The organism is Mycobacterium shigaense, assembly GCF_002356315.1.
GTDB lineage: Bacteria > Actinomycetota > Actinomycetes > Mycobacteriales > Mycobacteriaceae > Mycobacterium > Mycobacterium shigaense.
The window spans coordinates 1,750,749-1,770,814 of the sequence record NZ_AP018164.1; the positions used below are offsets into that span (position 1 = coordinate 1,750,749).

At 65.8% G+C, this 20,066-nt stretch carries 15 protein-coding genes and 2 pseudogenes; 15 read left to right on the forward strand and 2 right to left on the reverse strand.

Translation table 11 applies throughout. From position 1 onward, the window contains the following. The first annotated feature begins 139 nt into the window (after nucleotides 1–139). The 4 genes from rpsP to trmD are packed head-to-tail and all read left to right on the forward strand — an operon-like array spanning nucleotide 140 to nucleotide 2,131. Nucleotides 140–643, forward strand: a complete 504-nt coding sequence (gene rpsP / locus MSG_RS08195; RefSeq protein ID WP_096438660.1) for a 30S ribosomal protein S16 — start codon at nucleotides 140–142, stop codon at nucleotides 641–643. Nucleotides 644–651: 8 nt separating this feature from the next. Continuing rightward, on the forward strand, nucleotides 652–894 hold the full coding sequence (locus MSG_RS08200) for an RNA-binding protein (protein WP_036354608.1): 243 nt from the start codon (nucleotides 652–654) through the stop codon (nucleotides 892–894). A 12-nt stretch (nucleotides 895–906) separates the two neighbouring features. Then, nucleotides 907–1,434 carry a ribosome maturation factor RimM gene (gene rimM / locus MSG_RS08205; protein WP_096438662.1) on the forward strand — a complete coding sequence of 176 codons (528 nt, stop codon included), beginning with the start codon at nucleotides 907–909 and terminating at the stop codon, nucleotides 1,432–1,434. A gap of 10 nt (nucleotides 1,435–1,444) precedes the next feature. Next, a complete protein-coding gene (gene trmD / locus MSG_RS08210) occupies nucleotides 1,445–2,131 on the forward strand; it encodes a tRNA (guanosine(37)-N1)-methyltransferase TrmD (protein WP_096438664.1) in 687 nt (228 codons plus the stop codon). Between the two features lie 3 nt (nucleotides 2,132–2,134). Here trmD and MSG_RS08215 read toward each other — a convergent pair whose 3' ends face one another. Further along, nucleotides 2,135–3,100, reverse strand: coding sequence for a serine hydrolase (locus MSG_RS08215; RefSeq protein WP_096438666.1), 966 nt, complete (start codon nucleotides 3,098–3,100; stop codon nucleotides 2,135–2,137). A 348-nt stretch (nucleotides 3,101–3,448) separates the two neighbouring features. Here MSG_RS08215 and rplS point away from each other — a divergent pair, with 348 nt between their 5' ends. From rplS to MSG_RS08235, 4 genes and pseudogenes are all read left to right on the forward strand, one after another. Continuing rightward, nucleotides 3,449–3,790, forward strand: coding sequence for a 50S ribosomal protein L19 (rplS, locus tag MSG_RS08220; RefSeq protein ID WP_096438668.1), 342 nt, complete (start codon nucleotides 3,449–3,451; stop codon nucleotides 3,788–3,790). 78 nt (nucleotides 3,791–3,868) lie between these two features. Further along, nucleotides 3,869–4,753: a signal peptidase I gene (gene lepB, locus MSG_RS08225; protein ID WP_096438670.1), complete on the forward strand. Its 885-nt coding sequence runs from the start codon at nucleotides 3,869–3,871 to the stop codon at nucleotides 4,751–4,753. 13 nt (nucleotides 4,754–4,766) lie between these two features. Next, nucleotides 4,767–5,571 (forward strand): annotated as a pseudogene (locus MSG_RS08230) (ribonuclease HII). A 4-nt stretch (nucleotides 5,572–5,575) separates the two neighbouring features. Further along, entirely contained in the window at nucleotides 5,576–5,881 is a 306-nt protein-coding gene (locus tag MSG_RS08235) for a DUF2469 domain-containing protein (protein WP_007171389.1), read from the forward strand. Between the two features lie 2 nt (nucleotides 5,882–5,883). On the opposite strand, the gene MSG_RS08240 is transcribed toward MSG_RS08235, so the two are convergent. Continuing rightward, entirely contained in the window at nucleotides 5,884–6,657 is a 774-nt protein-coding gene (locus MSG_RS08240) for a GAF and ANTAR domain-containing protein (RefSeq protein WP_096444228.1), read from the reverse strand. 241 nt (nucleotides 6,658–6,898) lie between these two features. Between MSG_RS08240 and fdhD the strand changes: the two genes are divergently transcribed. The 7 genes and pseudogenes from fdhD to MSG_RS25525 all read left to right on the forward strand — a co-directional run bounded on the left by fdhD (nucleotide 6,899) and on the right by MSG_RS25525 (nucleotide 19,894). After that, nucleotides 6,899–7,720 carry a formate dehydrogenase accessory sulfurtransferase FdhD gene (gene fdhD / locus MSG_RS08245; protein WP_096438671.1) on the forward strand — a complete coding sequence of 274 codons (822 nt, stop codon included), beginning with the start codon at nucleotides 6,899–6,901 and terminating at the stop codon, nucleotides 7,718–7,720. Nucleotides 7,721–7,728: 8 nt separating this feature from the next. Next, nucleotides 7,729–7,902, forward strand: a complete 174-nt coding sequence (locus MSG_RS08250; protein ID WP_096438673.1) for a 5'-phosphate oxidase — start codon at nucleotides 7,729–7,731, stop codon at nucleotides 7,900–7,902. A gap of 141 nt (nucleotides 7,903–8,043) precedes the next feature. After that, nucleotides 8,044–8,439 carry a YraN family protein gene (locus MSG_RS08255; protein ID WP_096438675.1) on the forward strand — a complete coding sequence of 132 codons (396 nt, stop codon included), beginning with the start codon at nucleotides 8,044–8,046 and terminating at the stop codon, nucleotides 8,437–8,439. Next, nucleotides 8,439–9,950 (forward strand): YifB family Mg chelatase-like AAA ATPase, encoded by a 1,512-nt coding sequence (locus MSG_RS08260; protein ID WP_096438677.1) that lies wholly within the window; start codon nucleotides 8,439–8,441, stop codon nucleotides 9,948–9,950. The genes MSG_RS08255 and MSG_RS08260 overlap by 1 nt, the downstream gene beginning before the upstream one ends. Next, nucleotides 9,947–11,113, forward strand: a complete 1,167-nt coding sequence (dprA, locus tag MSG_RS08265) for a DNA-processing protein DprA (protein ID WP_096438679.1) — start codon at nucleotides 9,947–9,949, stop codon at nucleotides 11,111–11,113. The genes MSG_RS08260 and dprA overlap by 4 nt, the downstream gene beginning before the upstream one ends. 647 nt (nucleotides 11,114–11,760) lie before the next feature. Further along, complete coding sequence (locus tag MSG_RS08270; protein WP_096438681.1) at nucleotides 11,761–12,000, forward strand: MbtH family protein; 240 nt, start codon at nucleotides 11,761–11,763, stop codon at nucleotides 11,998–12,000. Nucleotides 12,001–12,196: 196 nt separating this feature from the next. Then, nucleotides 12,197–19,894, forward strand: a pseudogene (locus MSG_RS25525) (amino acid adenylation domain-containing protein). Nucleotides 19,895–20,066: the final 172 nt, after the last annotated feature.

Below are 20,066 nucleotides of genomic sequence, written 5' to 3' on the forward strand. Positions count from 1 at the left end.
CTGTTCTGGCACAATGGGCGGCTGTCCGCCGTGCGACTCCGGCTGCGCGGCAGGTCATACACGCGAGGCAAAACCGGATCCCGGCATCCCGCCGAGGTCGCTGAATTGCAGCGTGACACCGAGGAGAATTCGCTTAACCATGGCTGTGAAGATCAAGCTGACTCGGCTTGGCAAAATCCGCAATCCCCAGTACCGCATCGCCGTCGCCGACGCGCGCAACCGCCGCGACGGGCGTTCCATCGAGGTCATCGGCCGCTACCACCCGAAGGAAGACCCGAGCCTGATCGAGATCAACTCCGAGCGGGCCCAGTACTGGTTGTCGGTCGGGGCACAGCCCACCGAGCCCGTCCTCAAGCTGCTGAAGATCACCGGCGACTGGCAGAAGTTCAAGGGCCTGCCCGGTGCCGAGGGAAGCCTGATCGTCGCCCCGGCCAAGCCCAGCAAGCTGGAGCTGTTCAACGCCGCGCTGGCCGAGGCCGACGGCGCGCCCACCACCGAGGCCGCCAAGCCGAAGAAGAAGGCCCCGGTCAAGAAGGCGAAGGCCGACGCCGAAGCCGCAGCCCCTGAGGCCGCCGAGGCCCCGGCAGCCGAGGCCGAGGCTGCCCCGGCCGCCGAGCAGGCCGAACCGGCGACCGAAGGCTGACCGCCGCGATGAGTACGGTCGTCGTCGACGCAGTCGAGCATCTGGTCCGCGGGATCGTGGACAACCCGGACGACGTCCGGGTGGACCTGGTTACCAGCCGGCGGGGACGCACCGTCGAGGTGCACGTGCACCCCGACGATCTGGGCAAGGTCATCGGCCGCGGGGGACGCACCGCGACCGCGCTGCGCACGCTGGTCGCCGGCATCGGCGGCCGCGGTATCCGCGTCGACGTGGTGGACACCGACCAGTAGGCCGGGGCGCTCATGGAGCTGCTCGTCGGGCGGGTGGTCAAGGCGCACGGCATCGCCGGCGAGGTGGTGGTGGAGATCCGCACCGACGATCCCGCCGCTCGCTTCGCGCCGGGAGTTACCTTGCGCGCCAAGCCATCTCGCGGCAACGGCCCGCAACGCGACTATGTGGTTGCCGCCGCGCGCGAACACGGCGGGCGGCTGCTGGTGCGATTGACCGGAGTCGACGACCGCGAGGCCGCTGATGCGTTGCGCGGCAACGTGTTCGTAGTGGACTCCGCGGATCTGCCACCCATCGACGAGCCCGACACCTTCTACGACCACCAGCTCGAGGGCCTGCACGTGCGCACCACGGCCGGGCGCGATGTCGGGGTGGTCGCCGAGGTGCTGCACACCGCGGCCGGCGAGCTGTTGGCCGTCAAGCAGGACGCAGACGGCGCAGAAGTGTTGGTGCCCTTCGTCTCGGCCATCGTTACGTCGGTGTCGCTGGGCGACCGCGTCGTCGAGATCGACCCGCCCGAGGGCCTGCTGGAGCTGGCCTAGGCGCATCGACATGAAGATTGACGTGGTCACGATTTTCCCGGCCTACCTGGACCCGCTGCGACAAGCCTTGCCGGGCAAGGCGATCGAGTCGGGCCTGGTCGACCTGCGGGTGCACGATCTGCGGCGCTGGACGCATGACGTGCATCGAACGGTCGACGACGCGCCCTACGGCGGGGGACCCGGGATGGTGATGAAGGCGCCCGTGTGGGGCGACGCGCTGGACGAGATCTGTTCCGGCGAAACCCTGTTGGTGGTGCCCACGCCCGCGGGCGCCCTGTTCGACCAGGCCACCGCGGCGCGCTGGAGCGCCGAGGGCCACCTGGTGTTCGCCTGCGGCCGTTACGAGGGCATCGACCAGCGCGTGGTCGACGACGCCGCCGGCCGGATGCGGGTCGAAGAGGTCTCGATCGGTGACTACGTGCTGCCGGGTGGCGAATCGGCGGCGCTGGTGATGATCGAGGCCGTCGTGCGGTTGCTGGCCGGCGTGCTCGGCAATCCCGCGTCGCACCGCGAGGATTCGCATTCGCCGACGATGGGCGGCCTGCTGGAGGGGCCGAGCTATACCCGGCCGCCGAGCTGGCGTGGCCTCGACGTACCGGACGTGCTGCTGTCGGGTGATCATGCCCGGATCGCCGCCTGGCGCCGGGAGGTCTCGCTGCAGCGCACCCGGGAGCGTCGCCCCGACCTCGAACGCTAGCGGTTAGGCGGAGCCGATCCGGCCGTTGGGGAATATCGTCTTGACGGCGTTGGTGATCGTCTGGCGCGCACTGGCGTCATCGCCGGGTTGCAGCGACTGGACGACCATGATGTAGCGGCGGTCCGGGCCGATCACGCCGGTCGACAGGTGCATCCAGTCGGCGCCGATGCAGCACATCCAGCCCTGCTTGACCGCGACCGGCTCGGCGAACAGGCCGTCGGGGATGCCGAACCGCTGCGGGTAGCCGTCGAGCCCGTTGGGGGTGGACTGGGCCAGGTCGTTGACGATGACCTTGGTCAGCTCCGGCGGCAGCCCGCCCGTCCCGTCGAGCAGCATCTCGTAGTAGTGGATCAGGTCGCCCATCGTGCTCATTGTGTTCCACCAGCGCCCGTCGCTGGGCGGCGTGGTCGATCCCAGCCCGTATCGGCCGGCCACCTGGGTGATGATGTTGTCGCCGCCGTCCTGGCCCCAGAACTTTTCGGCGGCGCCGTCGTCGGACGACCGCAGCATGACGTCGAGGGCCTGCCGGTCGTCGGGGGACAGGGTGGTCCTGCCCTGGGATTGGGCCAGCAGCAGGTCGTCGGCGATGAAGAGTTTGGCCACCGAGGCGGTGCCGACGATCTGGGAATTGCCGCTGGTTACCAGTTCGTGGGTGGTGCGGTCGAGGATGGCGACCGAGAGTGCGGCCCCGTTGGCGGCGGCCTCGTCGGTGGCCTGCTGGATACGGGCCTGTACCCCGCTGAAGCCCGCGCCGGGCAGGCCTTCGGCCGTCGCGACCCCGGCCGGCGACACGCTGTCCAGCAGTTGGGAGATGAGCTGCGGTTGCGGCGGCAGCGACCGCTCGACCACCGCGCGCTTTGCGGTCAGCTTGGCGGGCTCTTTCGCCCCGACCAGCGCCTCGTCGCACCCGGCGACCACCATCGTCACCGCGGCGATCGCGGCGAGCACGGTCAGCGAGCGGGTGCGCATGGCCTCGTTTCCGATCTGTCGGTGTAGGTGGGCTAGCTTGCGGCCGGATCGCCGTTTGCCTGGCGTCCCGTGTGAGTCACGTGTGAGCTGCGTGTTTCGTCACCGTCATATGTACCATTCACCAGGCCCTTCGGGTCGCCACAAACCGCCCGATTTCACGTGATTTTCACAGCACGCGGGGTATCTGGCACAATTGACCAGTTGTCTCGAGCGGTTGTCGGTGGGCCGGTGCGGCCCCCGCATGCCGCGGGATGCACCCAAGAAAGCCCGAACCATCGGCTCGGTGACCGCCGCGCGTCTGCGTGTGGGTCGCGCGGGCCGCGATCCGCAAGGAAGTGTCTTCTCACGATGAATAGGCTGGACTTCGTCGACCAGACGTCGCTGCGCGACGACATCCCGGCCTTCAGCCCGGGCGACACCATCAACGTGCACGTCAAGGTCATCGAGGGTGCCAAGGAGCGCATCCAGGTGTTCAAGGGCGTCGTGATCCGCCGGTCCGGCGGCGGGGTCCGCGAGACGTTCACCGTGCGCAAGGAGAGCTACGGCGTCGGCGTCGAGCGGACCTTCCCGGTGCATTCGCCGACCATCGACCACATCGAGGTGGTGACTCGTGGCGATGTTCGCCGCGCCAAGCTGTACTACCTGCGCGAACTCCGTGGCAAGAAGGCCAAGATCAAGGAGAAGCGCTGAGCCGGTGCGCCCCGGCGCCCCCGGTGGGCCGGTGCGGCGCCGCGCAAGCCCCCACCCTCAGCTGGCTACGCTGATCTCGTGACCGACACGACGGGCGCATCCGAGCCCCAGTCCGAGCCTGGTAGGTCCGAGCCGAAGGTTTCTACCCGGCCTGCGGACGCCGCGCCTTCCGACGAGACGCCGCAGGCGCCCGAGCCGGACGCTGAGGAGACGGCCTCGGCCGAGCCGAAAAAGAAGTCGGCGCTGCGCGAACTGGTGATCCTCGCGGTGATCGCCGTGGTCCTCTACTACGTCATGCTGACGTTTGTGGCGCGGCCCTACCTGATTCCGTCGGAATCCATGGAGCCCACGCTGCACGGCTGCTCGGGGTGCGTCGGTGACCGAATCATGGTGGACAAGCTCAGCTTTCGCTTCGGCACGCCGCAACCCGGGGACGTCATCGTCTTCAAAGGGCCGCCGCCGTGGAACCTGGGCTACAAGTCGATCCGGTCCGCCAATCCCGCACTGCGTGCGGTCCAGAACGCGCTGTCGTTCATCGGGTTCGTGCCGCCGGACGAGAACGACTTGGTCAAGCGGGTGATCGCGGTCGGGGGGCAGACGGTGCAGTGCCGGGCCGACACCGGCCTGACCGTCAACGGCAAGCCGCTCAAGGAGCCCTATCTCAATCCGGCCACGATGATGGCCGACCCGGCGGTGTATCCGTGCCTGGGCAGTGAATTCGGGCCGGTCACCGTCCCGCCGGGGCGGCTGTGGGTGATGGGTGACAACCGGACGCACTCCGCGGACTCGCGCGCCCACTGCACCAGCATTCCGGCCGACGCCCTCAAGGGCATCCTGTGCACCGGCGACCCCATGACGGGAACGGTGCCGGTGTCCAATGTCATCGGCAAGGCCAGGTTCATCGTGTGGCCGCCGTCGCGATGGGGTGGTGTGGGTTCGGTGAACCCCCAACAGGGCCAGTAACCGTGGCTTGGACATGACCCGGACGTGGCCGCCGCGCGCGGTGATCCGCAAAGCGTCAGGATTGCGCACCCTGGAGTCCGCGCTGCACCGCGGCGGTTTGGGCCCGGTGGCCGGGGTCGACGAGGTTGGCCGCGGCGCATGCGCGGGCCCGCTGGTGGTGGCGGCCTGCGTGCTCGGCCCGAACCGTCTGGAAAGTCTTGCGGCCCTTGATGACTCGAAGAAGCTCAACGAAAGGGAACGAGAGCGGCTGTTCCCGCTGATCCGCCGCTACGCGCTGGCCTATCACGTGGTGTTCATCCCGTCGGTCGAGGTGGACCGGCGCGGGGTGCACGTGGCCAATATCGAAGGCATGCGGCGCGCGGTGGCCGGGCTGCCGGTGCGGCCGGGGTATGTGCTCAGCGACGGCTTCCGGGTGCCCGGCTTGCCGATGCCGTCGCTGCCGGTCGTCGGGGGCGACGCGGCCGCCGCCTGCATCGCCGCGGCCAGTGTGCTGGCCAAAGTGAGCCGGGACCGGTTGATGGTCGCCATGGACGCCGACCATCCCGGCTACGGCTTCGCCGACCACAAGGGCTACAGCACCCCCGCGCACAGCAGGGCACTGCAGCAGCTGGGGCCCTGCGCCGAGCACCGGTATTCGTTCATCAACGTCCGGCGCGTGGCTACCCACTCCGCCGGCGGCGCGGGATCGCGGGTGGTGGCCGAGTGCAGACCCGACCCTCCGGGCGAGCACGGCGAATTCCGGTGAGGAAAGATGGGAGGGGACTTTCCGCCCCAGGGCCTCCGAAAGGCGGGGACATTGGCAGGAGAAGGACGTCTGAGCAGATGAGCGCTGAGGATCTCGAAAAGTACGAAACCGAGATGGAGCTCTCGCTGTACCGCGAATACAAGGACATCGTCGGGCAGTTCAGCTACGTCGTGGAGACCGAGCGGCGCTTCTATCTGGCCAACAGCGTGGAGATGGTGCCCCGCAACGCCGACGGCGAGGTCTACTTCGAGCTGCGGCTCTCCGATGCCTGGGTGTGGGACATGTATCGGCCGGCGCGGTTCGTCAAGCAGGTGCGCGTGGTCACCTTCAAGGACGTCAACATCGAAGAGGTGGAGAAGCCGGAGCTGCGGCTTCCCGAATAGCCCTAGCCGGTCAGGGGATTCTCGCCGCCGGACGGCAGTTGGCCGCGCGTTTCGATGACGGCCCGCGCCACGTCGGCCAGCTTGATGTTCAGCGCCTGGGAGTGGTGTCGCAGCAGGTCGAACGCGTCGTCCTCGGTGATGTCGTTCAAGGCCATCAGCATGCCGACCGCCTTGCCGATCTCCCGGTTGCTCAGCAGGCCGCGGCGCAGGCTCGCGGCGTCTTCGCCCTTGGCCACGGCATTGATCGCCACGCTGGCGAAGGCCGCCAGCACCGCCGCCCGCCCTGCCGCCTCGGCGTCGAACAGGTTTGGCGTGTCGCTGAACAGATTGAGCGCGGCGCCCTTGCGCTTGTTGACCAGCAGCCTGAATCCCATGGCCCCGCGCACCGGGGTGTCCGCGACCAGCGCCTTGGCGAGCTTGGGCCACAGGGACGGCGTGGTCAGGTCCGCGTCGATCTGGGGGGTTTCCTCCTCGATCGCGTCGATGCACGGCCCGTCGCCGGTGCGCCGCTCGAACTCGTCGATCTGCCGGGCGAGCTGGTCGCTCGCGCCGACGGTGACGTAGTTGTCGCCCTCGCGCACCAGCAGGCTGGCGTGGTCGCAGCCCTTGACGACCAGGGTCGCGGCGATGCAGATCGCGGCGTACATCTCGTTCGCCGCCGAGCCCTGGTAGATGATCTCCGCGAGGGCCGCGAAGACGGTTCCGGGGTCGGCTTTTTCCCCGCCGGGCAACAAATCGGGCACATCGGCATTCGAGGCGTTCGAGTCGTCTGCCATGGTGTGCCTCTCTTGCTGTGTCGCGGCCGCTCGGGCGTGTTCGGTCACCGTAGATCATCGGTTTTCCGCCGTCAGCCCGACGTCGTCTGATGCCGGCCAGCGCCGGCCGCCCACGCCCCTGGACGTAGCGTAAAGCACGTGGTCGCGGCGTTGGCCATGTTCCGTGCGAACGGGCCGCCGGCGGCGGCCCGAGGTAGTTTGGGTTGGTGGTGTGCGCGCGGGTGGCCGAAGTGATGGCGCAGTGGGGAATGTAACCGCGCGACGGCACGCCCAACATCTCACCGCCGATCGGGCGATCACCCGCCCCGAGACCCTGGCCGTCGAAGAACCGCTGGAAATTCGGGTGGACGGGACGCCGGTCACGGTGACGATGCGCACGCCCGGTTCCGATTTCGAACTCGCGCGAGGCTTTCTGCTGACCGAGGGCGTGATCGCCGATCGCGAGCAGGTGCACGCCATCCGCTACTGCGACGGCCGCGACGACAAGGGCGCCAACACCTACAACGTGCTGGATGTGACGCTGGCCGCCGGGGTCGCGCCGCCGGACCTCGACGTCACCCGGAACTTCTACACCACCTCGTCGTGCGGGGTCTGCGGCAAGGCGTCGCTGGACGCGGTGCGGGTGATCGGCCGTTTTGCGCCGGGTGATGACCCCGTGACGGTGGCCGCGGCCACGCTGCAGGCGATGCCCGGCCAACTTCGGGGGGCGCAAAAGGTTTTCGCGAGCACCGGCGGGCTGCACGCGGCGGCGCTCTTCGCCGCCGACGGCGCGATGCTGGTGGTGCGCGAGGACATCGGCAGGCACAACGCCGTCGACAAGGTCATCGGCTGGGCGCTGGAAAACGGGCGGGTGCCGGTGGCGGGCTCGGTGCTGCTGGTCAGCGGGCGGGCCTCGTTCGAGTTGACGCAGAAGGCCGTGGTGGCCGGTATCCCCGTGCTGGCCGCGGTGTCGGCGCCGTCGTCGTTGGCGGTGTCGCTGGCCGAGGAGTCCGGACTCACGCTGGTGGCGTTCCTGCGGGGGGACTCGATGAACGTGTACACCCGCGCGGATCGCATCCGGTAGGCGGGCGCATGGCGCGGTTCAAGACGGAGATGGCGACCTGTCCGGCCTGCCGGCGGGAGGCCGAGGCCACCGTCGAGTACACCTACGACAGCGACGGCAACGTCATCGGCAGGCGGGTGCGTGAGGTGCATTGCCGATCCGCCGACTGCCCGGGCAGCGACGTACCCCCGCACTGGGGCTGATTATGGTGCAGGGCAGAGACATTCGCCGGCCGTCGGGGTTCGGCTGTGGATGGATGCCCGGCTGGGGATAACCCCGCCGTCGCGCGGTCCTCGGACGGTCGTCGGGCGGCGCATGTCGGCGCCGCCGGGCACGGTAGCCGCATGACGACGTGGAAGGCCTACGAGGCCGAGAAGAGACCGTCCCGGATACAGCTCGGGGCGATGGGCGAGGGCCTGGCCGTGGACCACCTGACCGGGATGGGATTGCGGATCCTGCAGCGCAATTGGCGGTGCCGCCACGGCGAGCTCGACGTGATCGCGTGCGACGACGCCCGCGGCATGGTGGTGTTCGTCGAGGTCAAGACGCGCACCGGCGACGGCTTCGGCGGCCTGCCGTACGCGGTCACCGAGCGTAAGTTCCGGCGGCTGCGCCGGCTGGCGGGGCTGTGGCTGGCCGCTCAGGACCGCCGCTGGGCGGCGGTGCGCCTGGACGTGATCGGGGTGCGGCTGCGGCCGGCTCGCGACCCGGAGATCACCCACCTGCAGGGGATCGGCTGATGGCGCTGGGGCGTGCGTTCTCGGTCGGGGTGCGCGGGCTGGACGGCGAGATCGTGGAGATCGAGGCCGACATCACCTCCGGGCTACCGGGGGTACACCTGGTCGGCCTGCCCGACGCCGCGTTGCAGGAATCCCGCGACCGCGTTCGCGCGGCGGTCACCAACTGCGGCGACGAGTGGCCGATGTCGCGGCTGACCCTGGCGCTGTCGCCGGCGACGCTGCCGAAGATGGGATCGGTCTACGACGTCGCGCTGGCCGCCGCGGTGCTGTCGGCGCAGCGCAAGCACCCGTGGGAACGGCTGGAAAAGACGGTGCTGCTGGGGGAGTTGTCCCTGGACGGCCGCGTGCGGCCGGTACGCGGCGTGCTGCCCGCCGTGCTGGCCGCCAAGCGCGAGGGCTGGCCAGCCGTCGTGGTGCCCGTGGACAACCTGGCCGAGGCCAGCCTGGTCGACGGCGTCAACGTGTGGGGTGTGCGCACCCTCGGGCAACTGCGGGCCTGGTTGTGCGGTTCGGCGCAGTTGCACCACCGGATCAGCGGGGGCAGCACCGAGCCCGAGCCGGCCGCGGATCTGGCCGACGTGGTCGGGCAAGCGCAGGCGCGCTTCGCGGTCGAGGTGGCGGCGGCCGGGGCGCACCACCTGATGCTGACCGGTCCCCCGGGTGTCGGTAAAACCATGCTGGCGCAACGTCTTCCGGGGTTGTTGCCGAAGCTGACGGACGGTGAGGCCCTGGAGGTCACGGCCATCCACTCGGTGGCCGGCCTGCTGTCCGGGGACACGCCGCTGATCACCCGGGCGCCGTTCGTGGCGCCGCACCACAGCTCCAGCGTCGCGGCCCTGGTGGGCGGGGGCTCGGGACTGGCCCGCCCCGGCGCCGTGAGCCGGGCCCACCGCGGGGTGCTCTTCCTCGACGAGTGCGCCGAGATCAGCGTCTCGGCACTCGAGGCGCTGCGAACACCGTTGGAGGACGGGGAGATTCGCCTGGCCCGCCGCGACGGCGTGGCGTGCTATCCGGCCCGGTTCCAGTTGGTGCTGGCCGCCAACCCGTGCCCGTGCGCGCCAGCGGATCCGCGCGATTGCATCTGCGCGGCGGCAACCAAGCGCCGTTACCTTGGCAAGCTGTTCGGGCCACTGCTGGACAGGGTGGACCTGCGGGTGCAGCTGCACCCGGTACGGGCGGGGGCGATTTCGTCCGTCGAGGGCGAATCGACCGCCCAGGTGCGCGCCCGGGTGGCACAGGCGCGCGAGACGGCCGCCGCGCGCTGGCGCCCGCACGGATTCCGCACCAACGCCGAGGTCAGCGGGTCGTTGCTGCGCCGGAGATTCCGCCCCGGCAACGCCGCGATGAATCCGCTGCGCATCGCCCTGGACCGCGGGCTGCTCAGCATCCGCGGGCTGGATCGCTCGCTGCGGGTCGCGTGGAGCCTGGCCGATCTGGCCGGCCGCAGTTCGCCCGGCCTCGACGAGGTCTCCGCGGCGCTCAGCTTCCGGCAACCCGAAGCGCACCGATGACCGCCAACCTCGACGAATCCGTTTGCCGGGCATGGGCTTATCTGTCCCGGGTGGCCGAGCCGCCATGCCCGCAACTTGCCGCCCTGGTGCAATCGGTAGGCCCGGTCGAGGCGGCCGACCGGGTGCGCCGCGGGCTGGTCGACGATGAGCTGGCCCGGCACACCCAAGCCCGGCGCGATATCGACCGGGCCGCGCAGGATGTCGAGCTGCTCGCGCAGCGCGGCGGGCGGCTGATCACACCCGACTGCGATGAGTGGCCGCTGCTCGCGTTCGCGGCATTCGGCTTCGCCGGGGTGCGGCCGAATGCCGTTCCGCCGCTGGTGTTGTGGGCGCAGGGCCCCGCGCGGCTGGACGAGGTGGCGTACCGCGCGGCCGCGGTGGTCGGAACCCGGGCGGCCACCGCGTACGGCGAATACGTCGCCGCAGACCTGGCGGCCGGGCTGGTCGAGCGTGACGTCGCCGTGGTCTCCGGGGGCGCCTACGGCATCGACGGCGCCGCGCACCGCGCGGCCCTGAACTGCGACGGACTGACCGTCGCGGTTCTCGCCGGCGGCATCGATATCCCTTATCCCGCAGGCCATTCCGCCCTGCTGCATCGCATCGCCCGGCGCGGGCTGGTGTTCACCGAATACCCGCCGGGCGTGCGCCCGGCGCGCTACCGGTTCCTGACCCGTAACCGCTTGGTGGCCGCCACCTCCGGGGCGGCGGTCGTGGTCGAGGCCGGCCTGCGCAGCGGCGCGGCGAACACCGCGGCGTGGGCGCGCGGCCTGGGCCGGGTGGTGGCCGCGGTGCCCGGGCCCGTGACGTCGTCGGCCTCGGCGGGGTGCCATGCGCTGCTGCGCAACGGCGCGGAGCTGGTCACCCGGGCCGATGATATCGTCGAACTCGTCGGCCGCGTAGGCGAATTCGCCTCTGAGGAGCCGCATCCCGGCACCGCGCTGGACGGGCTGGGCGAGGCCGAGCGTTTGGTGTACGAGGCGTTGCCCGGCCGCGGCGCGGTCACAGTCGACGAGATCGCGGTCGGGTCGGGCCTGGCGCCCGAACAGGTGCTGGGGCCGCTGGCGATCCTGGAGGTGTCCGGGTTGGCCGAGCGCGACTGCGGCCGGTGGCGAATCGTGCGTGCCCGCGACCGAGAAGAGGAGGTGCGGATTCGAGCTACGTGACTCAGGAAAACGCGTCGACGGTGCACCACGCGCTCTCGGCGGCGCGGGAGGGGTTCGGCTCAGGTGGGTCTTGTCTTCCGACAGATGCAAGCCCGCCGGAGCCAGCACTGTGGCCATCTCACCGAACAGCGTTTCAAACCTCGACAGCGGGAACGTGGCGGTCTCTCACCTCCGCACGGCCAAACAGCGCGGAGTGGCGCTTAATACCATTGAGCCACAACAATATTAGGACAAGTTGCAATGAACCGTCGGTTGATCGAGCCCACTGGGTGTCGACGGGTCACGACCAGCTCGGCGTCGAGCTGCGCTTATCGGTGGCTGCCAGATCATCGGCCTCCACACTTGGGGTGTCCTAGATGACTCCGGCATCGATCAACGAGCTTCCACCGAAACAAGATGGCCTGAGCGATCCCGATCGGGGCCACCCGCGGCGGCCACTAGCCCACCAGCGCAGCGCTCTCCGAAGCACCGACGAATCACCCAGCGCCCTAAGTCACTACTAGGTTTTGGTCACAGGCCCTTACGGATTATTTACGCCGAAGACACTGTCGCTGGGATTGTGCGCCCTACGCAGATCGCATATGATCAGATTGATCACATAGATACTGGGCATAGGTATATTAATCCGCTGCACCTAGGGAGATCCATTGAGTGTCAATCCGTTTGATGACGAGAAGGGCAGTTTCTTCGTCCTAGTCAACGACGAAGACCAACACAGCTTATGGCCGGTGTTTGCTTCTGTTCCAGTTGGCTGGCGAGTCGTCTACGGCGAGGCGGATCGCGTCGCGTGTCTGGACTACATCGAACAGCACTGGCCTGACATACGGCCGAGAAGTTTGCGTGAGAGGTTGGCAAGTGCGCAGCCTGACGGAGGGCTTCCGCAGTAACAGGTTGCCTCAATGTGAGGCTACAGCCGGTCAACTGGGCAACCGAGTACGCAAGTCCACTTTGTATTAGGGCGTCCAGTGGCGGGGTTTTGCCACGGTTGGCAGCGCGTTTCTGACGATGTGCGATAAGCCATTTCAACGATAAGCGGCGTTGAGAGTCTGGCGTAATGGCTTTAACTGGGGGGGTTGCTTTCTTATGCTAAATTTCGGTACGCAATCGGATGTCCTGGGACCTCTAACTGCTGCGCAGCGATCGATGTGGGCTGCCCAACAACTGCAGCCCGGCGTTCCCTATAACTTTGCTGGCTATTTTGCGATCGACCACTTTGTCGACGTCGAGAGACTGTCGGTTGCCTGCCGAGCCGCCGCGGCGCGGTTTGGCACGCCATGCGCGCGGTTGGCCCTGGGCGACGACGGCGAACCAGTTTTCATGGTGGACCGCTCGTTCCGACAGACTGCACGCAGTATCGATTTTCGCGCTGAGTGTGATCCCGTAGCTGCTGCTCATCGCTGGATGAACAATGAATACCGGCAGCCTGTTGATCTGTTTCGTGACCGACTCACCGACTTCGCGCTGCTGCGGATCAGCGATGAGATGTCCTATTTCTACCTACGTATTCACCATGTTCTCTGTGACGGGTACGGTGCCCTTAACATTGTCCGGCATATTGCGGCCGTCTACTCGGGGTCAGTTGAGGCGACCACCGAAGTTGACTTTTCCGAGTTTGCTTTGCTCCGCGAGGCAGATCGGAAGTACCAGGAATCTTCGCGCAGTGCCATCGATTCCGAGTACTGGAAGTCTGTGGTACGCGGGCCTGTTGACGTCACTGATCTGACAGGGGTAAGTAGGTTAGTCGAACCACGCCATCCGACGGTACGTGAATTGGCGTTTCGGCATCGACTACCGAACAACCAGGGTGATCAACTCCATGTCGCAAGGGTGGTTGCGACGCTCGCGGTGTTCATTGCGAAAACCACTGGGCGCCAGAATATTTGGATGTCTCTGCCGGTTTCTGCGCGTACAACCGCGGCGCTAAAAAAGTGTGCGGGCATGGTGTCTAATTTGGTGCCACTGCACATCTGCGTCGATGAACGCGACACTATTGGTGCACTGACTGATCAGGTCGCCACAGCGTTGATCGGTGCGTTGCGGCATCAACAGTTCCGGCGTTGGCCGGACTTGGTCACGGATGCAACTCGTCTTGGCATGAACGTCGAGTTCGGTCCGATTATCAACATTCTGGACTTCAATGTCCCGGTTCGTTTCGGCTCTTCGGAAGCGACGGGCCAGGTATTGTCTACGTTCCCTGTACAAGATATCTCGGTCAACGTCTATCCAACGCTGAGTGACGGCGTGCCCCGGATTGACTTCGCATGGAATCCGGATCGCTACAGCGACGATGAGATCGCCGCGCACGTAGCGCGTCTGGAACTAGCTTTTGACAGCCTTGTGACGGCTGATCCTGGTGTCCGGGTGTCCTCGATTGAGGTGCTCGATGGTGGTGAGCGGGCGCGGTGGGAGCAGTGGAGTAACCGGGAAGTGCTGGACTTGCCGGTGGTGTCGGCGGTGTCGGTGCCTGCGGTGTTTGCTCAGCAGGTGGCTCGCCTTGGTGATGCGGTGGCGGTCGGTTTCGCGGGTGTGTCGTTGACGTATCGGCAACTGGATGAGGCCTCGAATCGGGTGGCGCAGTGGTTGGTTGGTCGTGGTGTGGGGGCTGGGTCGTGTGTGGCGTTGGTGATGCCGCGTTCGCTTGAGGCGATTACTGCGATTGTGGGGGTGCTCAAGTCGGGGGCGGCTTATGTGCCGATCGATCCCGCGGTGCCCGATACCCGTATCGAGTTCGTGCTCACGGATGCGGCTCCGGTCGCGGTGATCACCACCGCGGGACTTGTTGAGCGCCTTGCTGGCCTTGTTGGTCATGGTTTGTGGGTGATTGATGTTGATGACCCGGCGATCGCGGCTTAACCTGCTACTGCGGTGTTATCGGGTCCTGCTCCTGACGATATTGCGTATGTCATTTACACCTCGGGTACTACGGGCACTCCTAAAGGTGTTGGGATTCCTCATCACAACGTCACTGAGTTGATCGACTCGCTGGGTGTCCGTTTGGAGTTGTCGGCGGGGCAGGTGTGGACGCAGTTCCATTCGTTGGCGTTCGACTTTTCGGTGTGGGAGATCTTTGGGGCGTTGTTGCGTGGTGGGCGTGTGGTGGTGGTGCCCGAGGCGGTGGTGTCTTCTCCGCAGGATTTCCATGCGTTGCTAGTCGCGGAGCAGGTCAGTGTGTTGAGTCAGACTCCGTCGGCGTTTTATGCGTTGCAAAGTGTGGATGGGGTGCGTTTGGAGTTGGGTCGTCAGCTCAAGCTTGAGGCGGTGGTGTTCGGTGGGGAGGCGTTAGATCCGCAGCGTTTGGCGGGTTGGGTTGATCATCATTCGGGGTTGCCGCGGTTGATCAATATGTATGGCATTACTGAGACGACGGTGCATGCGTCGTTTCGTGAGGTCACGCTCAGCGATGTCGACAGCAGTATTTCCCCGGTTGGTGTGCCGTTGGGGCATTTGGCGTTTTTCGTGCTGGATGGGTGGTTGCGTCCGGTGCCTGTGGGTGTGGTGGGTGAGTTGTATGTGGCTGGTCGTGGTGTGGGTGTGGGGTATGTGGGTCGGTCGGGGTTGACTGGTTCGCGGTTTGTGGCGTGCCCGTTTGGGGGTGTGGGTGCGCGGATGTATCGGACTGGGGATTTGGTGTGTTGGGGCGCTGATGGTCAGTTGCGGTATGTGGGGCGTGTTGATGAGCAGGTCAAGATTCGTGGGTATCGCATCGAGTTGGGTGAGGTGCGTGCTGCTTTAGCGGCGGTGCCGGGTGTGGATCAGGCGGTGGTGATCGCGCGTGAGGACCAGCCGGGGGTGAAGCGGTTGGTGGGGTATGTGACCGAATCGGTGGCCGGGGTGGTTGATCCTGCTGCGGTGCGTGAGCAGTTGGGGCAGCGGTTGCCGTCGTATATGGTGCCCGCGGCCGTGGTGGTGGTTGAGGTGTTGCCGTTGACGGTGAACGGCAAGTTGGATGTGCGGGCGTTGCCGGCTCCGGAATATGGGGATGCGCAACAATATCGGGCTCCGGGTACTGCGGCTGAAGAGATTGTGGCGGGGATTTTCGCTCAGGTGTTGGGTGTGCAGCGGGTTGGGGTTGATGACTCGTTCTTCGATCTGGGTGGGGATTCGTTGTCGGCGATGCGGGTGGTTGCCGCGGTGAATTCTGTGTTGGGTGTGGGTCTTTCGGTGCGTGTGCTGTTTGAGGCGCCGACGGTGGCGGGGGTGGTGGCGCGGCTGGATGCAGCCGATGGTCAGGGTGTGGTGGAGCCGTTGGTGGCTCGGCCGCGGCCTGCGGTGGTGCCGTTGTCGTTTGCGCAGTCGCGGTTGTGGTTCCTAGATCAGTTGCAGGGGCCGTCGCCGGTGTACAACATGCCGACGGTGTTGCGGATCAGTGGGGTGTTGGATGCGGCGGTGTTGGGGGCCGCGCTTGCTGATGTGGTGGCCCGTCATGAGAGTTTGCGCACGGTGTTTGCGGTGGTTGACGGGGTCCCGCGCCAGGTAGTGGTGGCCGCCGAAGATGCGGTGTTTGGGTGGGAAGTGGTCGATACCGCGGGGTGGGCGCCCGGTGAGCTTGAGCAGGCCATTGAGGCGGTGGCGTTGCATTGTTTTGATTTAGCTCATGAGATTCCGTTGCGGGCGAAGCTTTTCCGGGTCAGTGATGTAGAGCATGTGTTGGTGGCGGTGGCCCACCATATTGCTGCTGATGGGTTGTCGATTGCGCCGTTGGTGGCTGATCTGGGTACGGCGTATACCGCGCGGTGTAGCGGGCAGGCTCCGGGGTGGGCGCCGTTGGCGGTGCAGTATGTGGATTACACGTTGTGGCAGCACGCTCAGTTCGGTGATGTCACGGATAGTGGTAGTCGTATCGCGGGGCAGCTGCGGTATTGGCGGGAGGCCTTAGCGGGGATTCCTGAGCGGTTGGTGTTGCCGACGGATCGGCCGTATCCGGTGGTCGCTGATCAGCGTGGAGCCAGTGTGCCCGTGGTGTGGCCGGTGTCGTTGCAGCAGCGGATCGCTGCGGTGGCGCGGGCGCATAACGCGACGAGTTTCATGGTGGTCCAGGCCGGGTTGGCGGTGTTGTTGTCGCAGCTGGGTGCCAGTTCTGATGTGGCGGTCGGGTTCCCGATCGCGGGGCGTCGTGATGCGGCGTTGGAGCCGTTGATCGGGTTTTTCGTCAACACGTTGGTGTTACGGGTGGATCTGGGCAGGGATCTCACTGTGGAGGAGTTGTTGGCGCAGGTCCGTGCTCGCAGTTTGGAAGCGTTCGAGCATCAGGATGTGCCGTTTGAGGTCCTTGTTGAGCATCTGAATCCGGTGCGCTCGATGGCCCATCATCCGTTGATTCAGGTGATGTTGGCGTGGCAGAACCTGCCTGGTTTGGGTGCTGATGATGCGGTGGGGGGGTTGGCGTTAGGTGATCTGACGTTGATTCCGGTGCCGGTGGCGACCCGGACCGCGCGGATGGATTTGTCGTTCTCGTTGGCAGAACGTTGGACTGCCACGGGTGAACCCGCCGGGATTGAGGGGTCGGTGGAGTTCCGCACTGATGTGTTCGACTCCGCCACGATCGAAACGCTGATCGCGCGGTGGGTGCAGGTGTTGGAGGTGATGACGGCTGATCCTGGTGTCCGGGTGTCCTCGATTGAGGTGCTCGATGGTGGTGAGCGGGCGCGGTGGGAGCAGTGGAGTAACCGGGAAGTGCTGGACTTGCCGGTGGTGTCGGCGGTGTCGGTGCCTGCGGTGTTTGCTCAGCAGGTGGCTCGCCTTGGTGATGCGGTGGCGGTCGGTTTCGCGGGTGTGTCGTTGACGTATCGGCAACTGGATGAGGCCTCGAATCGGGTGGCGCAGTGGTTGGTTGGTCGTGGTGTGGGGGCTGGGTCGTGTGTGGCGTTGGTGATGCCGCGTTCGCTTGAGGCGATTACTGCGATTGTGGGGGTGCTCAAGTCGGGGGCGGCTTATGTGCCGATCGATCCCGCGGTGCCCGATACCCGTATCGAGTTCGTGCTCACGGATGCGGCTCCGGTCGCGGTGATCACCACCGCGGGACTTGTTGAGCGCCTTGCTGGCCTTGTTGGTCATGGTTTGTGGGTGATTGATGTTGATGACCCGGCGATCGCGGCTTAACCTGCTACTGCGGTGTTATCGGGTCCTGCTCCTGACGATATTGCGTATGTCATTTACACCTCGGGTACTACGGGCACTCCTAAAGGTGTTGGGATTCCTCATCACAACGTCACTGAGTTGATCGACTCGCTGGGTGTCCGTTTGGAGTTGTCGGCGGGGCAGGTGTGGACGCAGTTCCATTCGTTGGCGTTCGACTTTTCGGTGTGGGAGATCTTTGGTGCCCTGCTGTGTGGTGGGCGCTTGGTGGTGGTGCCCGAGGAGGTGGTTGCCTCGCCGCAGGATTTCCACGCGTTGTTGGTCGATGAGCAAGTCACGGTGTTGAGCCAGACCCCGTCGGCGGTCGCGGCGTTGTCGCCGCAGGGTTTGGAATCGGTGGCGTTGGTGGTTGCTGGTGAGGCCTGCTCGCCTGAATTGGTGGAGCGGTGGGCGACCGACCGGGTGATGATCAACGGCTACGGCCCCACCGAAACCACGGTATTTGCCACGTTGAGTGCGCCGTTGGTACCGGGTGCGGGGGTGCCCCCGATTGGTGCGCCGGTGTCGGGGGCGGCGTTGTTGGTGCTGGATGGGTGGTTGCGTCCGGTGCCTGTGGGTGTGGTGGGTGAGTTGTATGTGGCGGGTCGTGGTGTGGGTGTGGGGTATGTGGGTCGGTCGGGGTTGACTGGTTCGCGGTTTGTGGCGTGCCCGTTTGGGGGTGTGGGTGCGCGGATGTATCGGACTGGGGATTTGGTGTGTTGGGGCGCTGATGGTCAGTTGCGGTATGTGGGGCGTGTTGATGAGCAGGTCAAGATTCGTGGGTATCGCATCGAGTTGGGTGAGGTGCGTGCTGCTTTAGCGGCGGTGCCGGGTGTGGATCAGGCGGTGGTGATCGCGCGTGAGGACCAGCCGGGGGTGAAGCGGTTGGTGGGGTATGTGACCGAATCGGTGGCCGGGGTGGTTGATCCTGCTGCGGTGCGTGAGCAGTTGGGGCAGCGGTTGCCGTCGTATATGGTGCCCGCGGCCGTGGTGGTGGTTGAGGTGTTGCCGTTGACGGTGAACGGCAAGTTGGATGTGCGGGCGTTGCCGGCTCCGGAATATGGGGATGCGCAACGGTATCGGGCTCCGCAGAGTGTCGCTGAGGAGATCCTGGCGGGGATTTTCGCTCAGGTGTTGGGTGTGCAGCGGGTTGGGGTTGATGACTCGTTCTTCGATCTGGGTGGGGATTCGTTGTCGGCGATGCGGGTGATTGCCGCGGTCAACAAAGCCTTCGGCACCAACCTGGCTGTACGCACGATCTTCGGCGCGCCGTCTGTGAGCAGCTTGAACCAGCAGGTGCAGAACTACACCAGCGCCCAGGACGCGGTGTCGGAGCTCTATGCGGCCGTACACGGCCGCGGCGCCACCGAGGTGCACGCCAGCGATCTGACCCTGGACAAATTCATCGATGCCGAGACATTGGCCGGTGCCACCGCGGTGCCGGGTCCGGTCACCGAGGCGCGGACCGTTCTGCTCACCGGAGCTACCGGATTCTTGGGACGCTACCTGGTATTGGAATGGCTCGAACAGGTGGACCGGGTCGACGGCAAACTGGTCTGCCTGGTGCGGGCGAAGTCCGATGAGGATGCTCGTCAACGTTTGGAGGAGACTTTCGACAGCGGTGACGCGCAGTTGCTGCATCATTTCAAGTATTTGGCCGCCGATCATTTGGAGGTTCTTGCCGGCGATAAGGGCGAAGCCAACATGGGCTTAGATGAGCAAACCTGGCAGCGGCTGGCCGAGACTGTCGATCTGATTGTCGATTGCGCAGCCCAGGTCAACGCTGTGCTGCCCTACAGCGAATTGTTTACGCCCAACGTCGTGGGCACTGCCGAGCTGATCCGACTCGCACTCACCACCAGGCTCAAGTCCTTCACGTATGTGTCGACCGCTGATGTGGGTCGCCAGATCGAGCCGGCCTCGTTTACTGAGGACGCCGATATCCGGCGTATCAGCCCGACCCGGGTCGTCGACAACAGCCCCGTCAATGGTTACGGCAATAGCAAATGGGCTGGTGAGGTGTTACTACGGGAAGCTAACGACCTCTGTGGGCTACCGGTTGCGGTATTTCGTTCCGGAATGATCCTTGCCGACACCACGTATGCGGGCCAGCTCCACATGTCGGACATGGTCACCCGGACGGTGCTCAGCGTGGTGGCCACCGGGCTGGCACCGACCTCGTTCTACCAACTCGACGACGCGGGTAATCGGCAGCCCACGCACTTCAACGGGCTACCCGTCGAGTTTGTTGCCGAGGCGATCACCACGCTGGGCGCCCAAGTAACCGACGGGTTTGAGACCTATCACGTCATGAATTCTCACAACGACGACGGCATCGGACCCGATCAGTACGTCGACTGGGTCATTGAAGCCGGCTACCCGATCGAACGTGTCGATGACTTCGGGGAGTGGTTACAGCGGTTTGAGACTCGCTTGCGTGCCTTAACGGAATTACAGCGTCGGCACTCACTGTTGGAGATGTTGCTGCAGCGTGATTCCAATGATCTCAAAGCCCCACCGCCGCCTCGTGAACGCACACCATCAACCGACCGATTCCGTGCAGCGGTGCAGCAAGCTCACATCGGCCCCACCAACGACATCCCCCATGTGTCGGCGCCGATCATCATCCAATACATCACCAACCTGCAACTGCTTGGACTGCTCTAATGCCTCGAATCGTTAGGGGCTCTCCGAATAACTCTGGATTCAGAGCAAGGCGTCTGCTGCTCCGGGGGGTGATGGTGTGACCTGTCCCAGGGTTGTGGAATCAAAAAATCGCCGGCTCGCATTATGGGTGATGAGCGTCGGCTGCTTTGTGATCGGGTTTGATGCGAGCGCA

Coding starts and splice junctions, on each gene's coding strand:
- dprA (WP_096438679.1), top strand. CDS start 9,947: ATGACCGCCAACCTCGACGAATCCGTTTGCCGGGCATGGGCTTATCTG.
- MSG_RS08235 (WP_007171389.1), top strand. CDS start 5,576: ATGAGCGCTGAGGATCTCGAAAAGTACGAAACCGAGATGGAGCTCTCG.
- rimM (WP_096438662.1), top strand. CDS start 907: ATGGAGCTGCTCGTCGGGCGGGTGGTCAAGGCGCACGGCATCGCCGGC.
- trmD (WP_096438664.1), top strand. CDS start 1,445: ATGAAGATTGACGTGGTCACGATTTTCCCGGCCTACCTGGACCCGCTG.
- MSG_RS08255 (WP_096438675.1), top strand. CDS start 8,044: ATGACGACGTGGAAGGCCTACGAGGCCGAGAAGAGACCGTCCCGGATA.
- rpsP (WP_096438660.1), top strand. CDS start 140: ATGGCTGTGAAGATCAAGCTGACTCGGCTTGGCAAAATCCGCAATCCC.
- MSG_RS08215 (WP_096438666.1), bottom strand. CDS start 3,100: ATGCGCACCCGCTCGCTGACCGTGCTCGCCGCGATCGCCGCGGTGACG.
- rplS (WP_096438668.1), top strand. CDS start 3,449: ATGAATAGGCTGGACTTCGTCGACCAGACGTCGCTGCGCGACGACATC.
- MSG_RS08200 (WP_036354608.1), top strand. CDS start 652: ATGAGTACGGTCGTCGTCGACGCAGTCGAGCATCTGGTCCGCGGGATC.
- MSG_RS08260 (WP_096438677.1), top strand. CDS start 8,439: ATGGCGCTGGGGCGTGCGTTCTCGGTCGGGGTGCGCGGGCTGGACGGC.
- MSG_RS08250 (WP_096438673.1), top strand. CDS start 7,729: ATGGCGCGGTTCAAGACGGAGATGGCGACCTGTCCGGCCTGCCGGCGG.
- MSG_RS08240 (WP_096444228.1), bottom strand. CDS start 6,657: ATGGCAGACGACTCGAACGCCTCGAATGCCGATGTGCCCGATTTGTTG.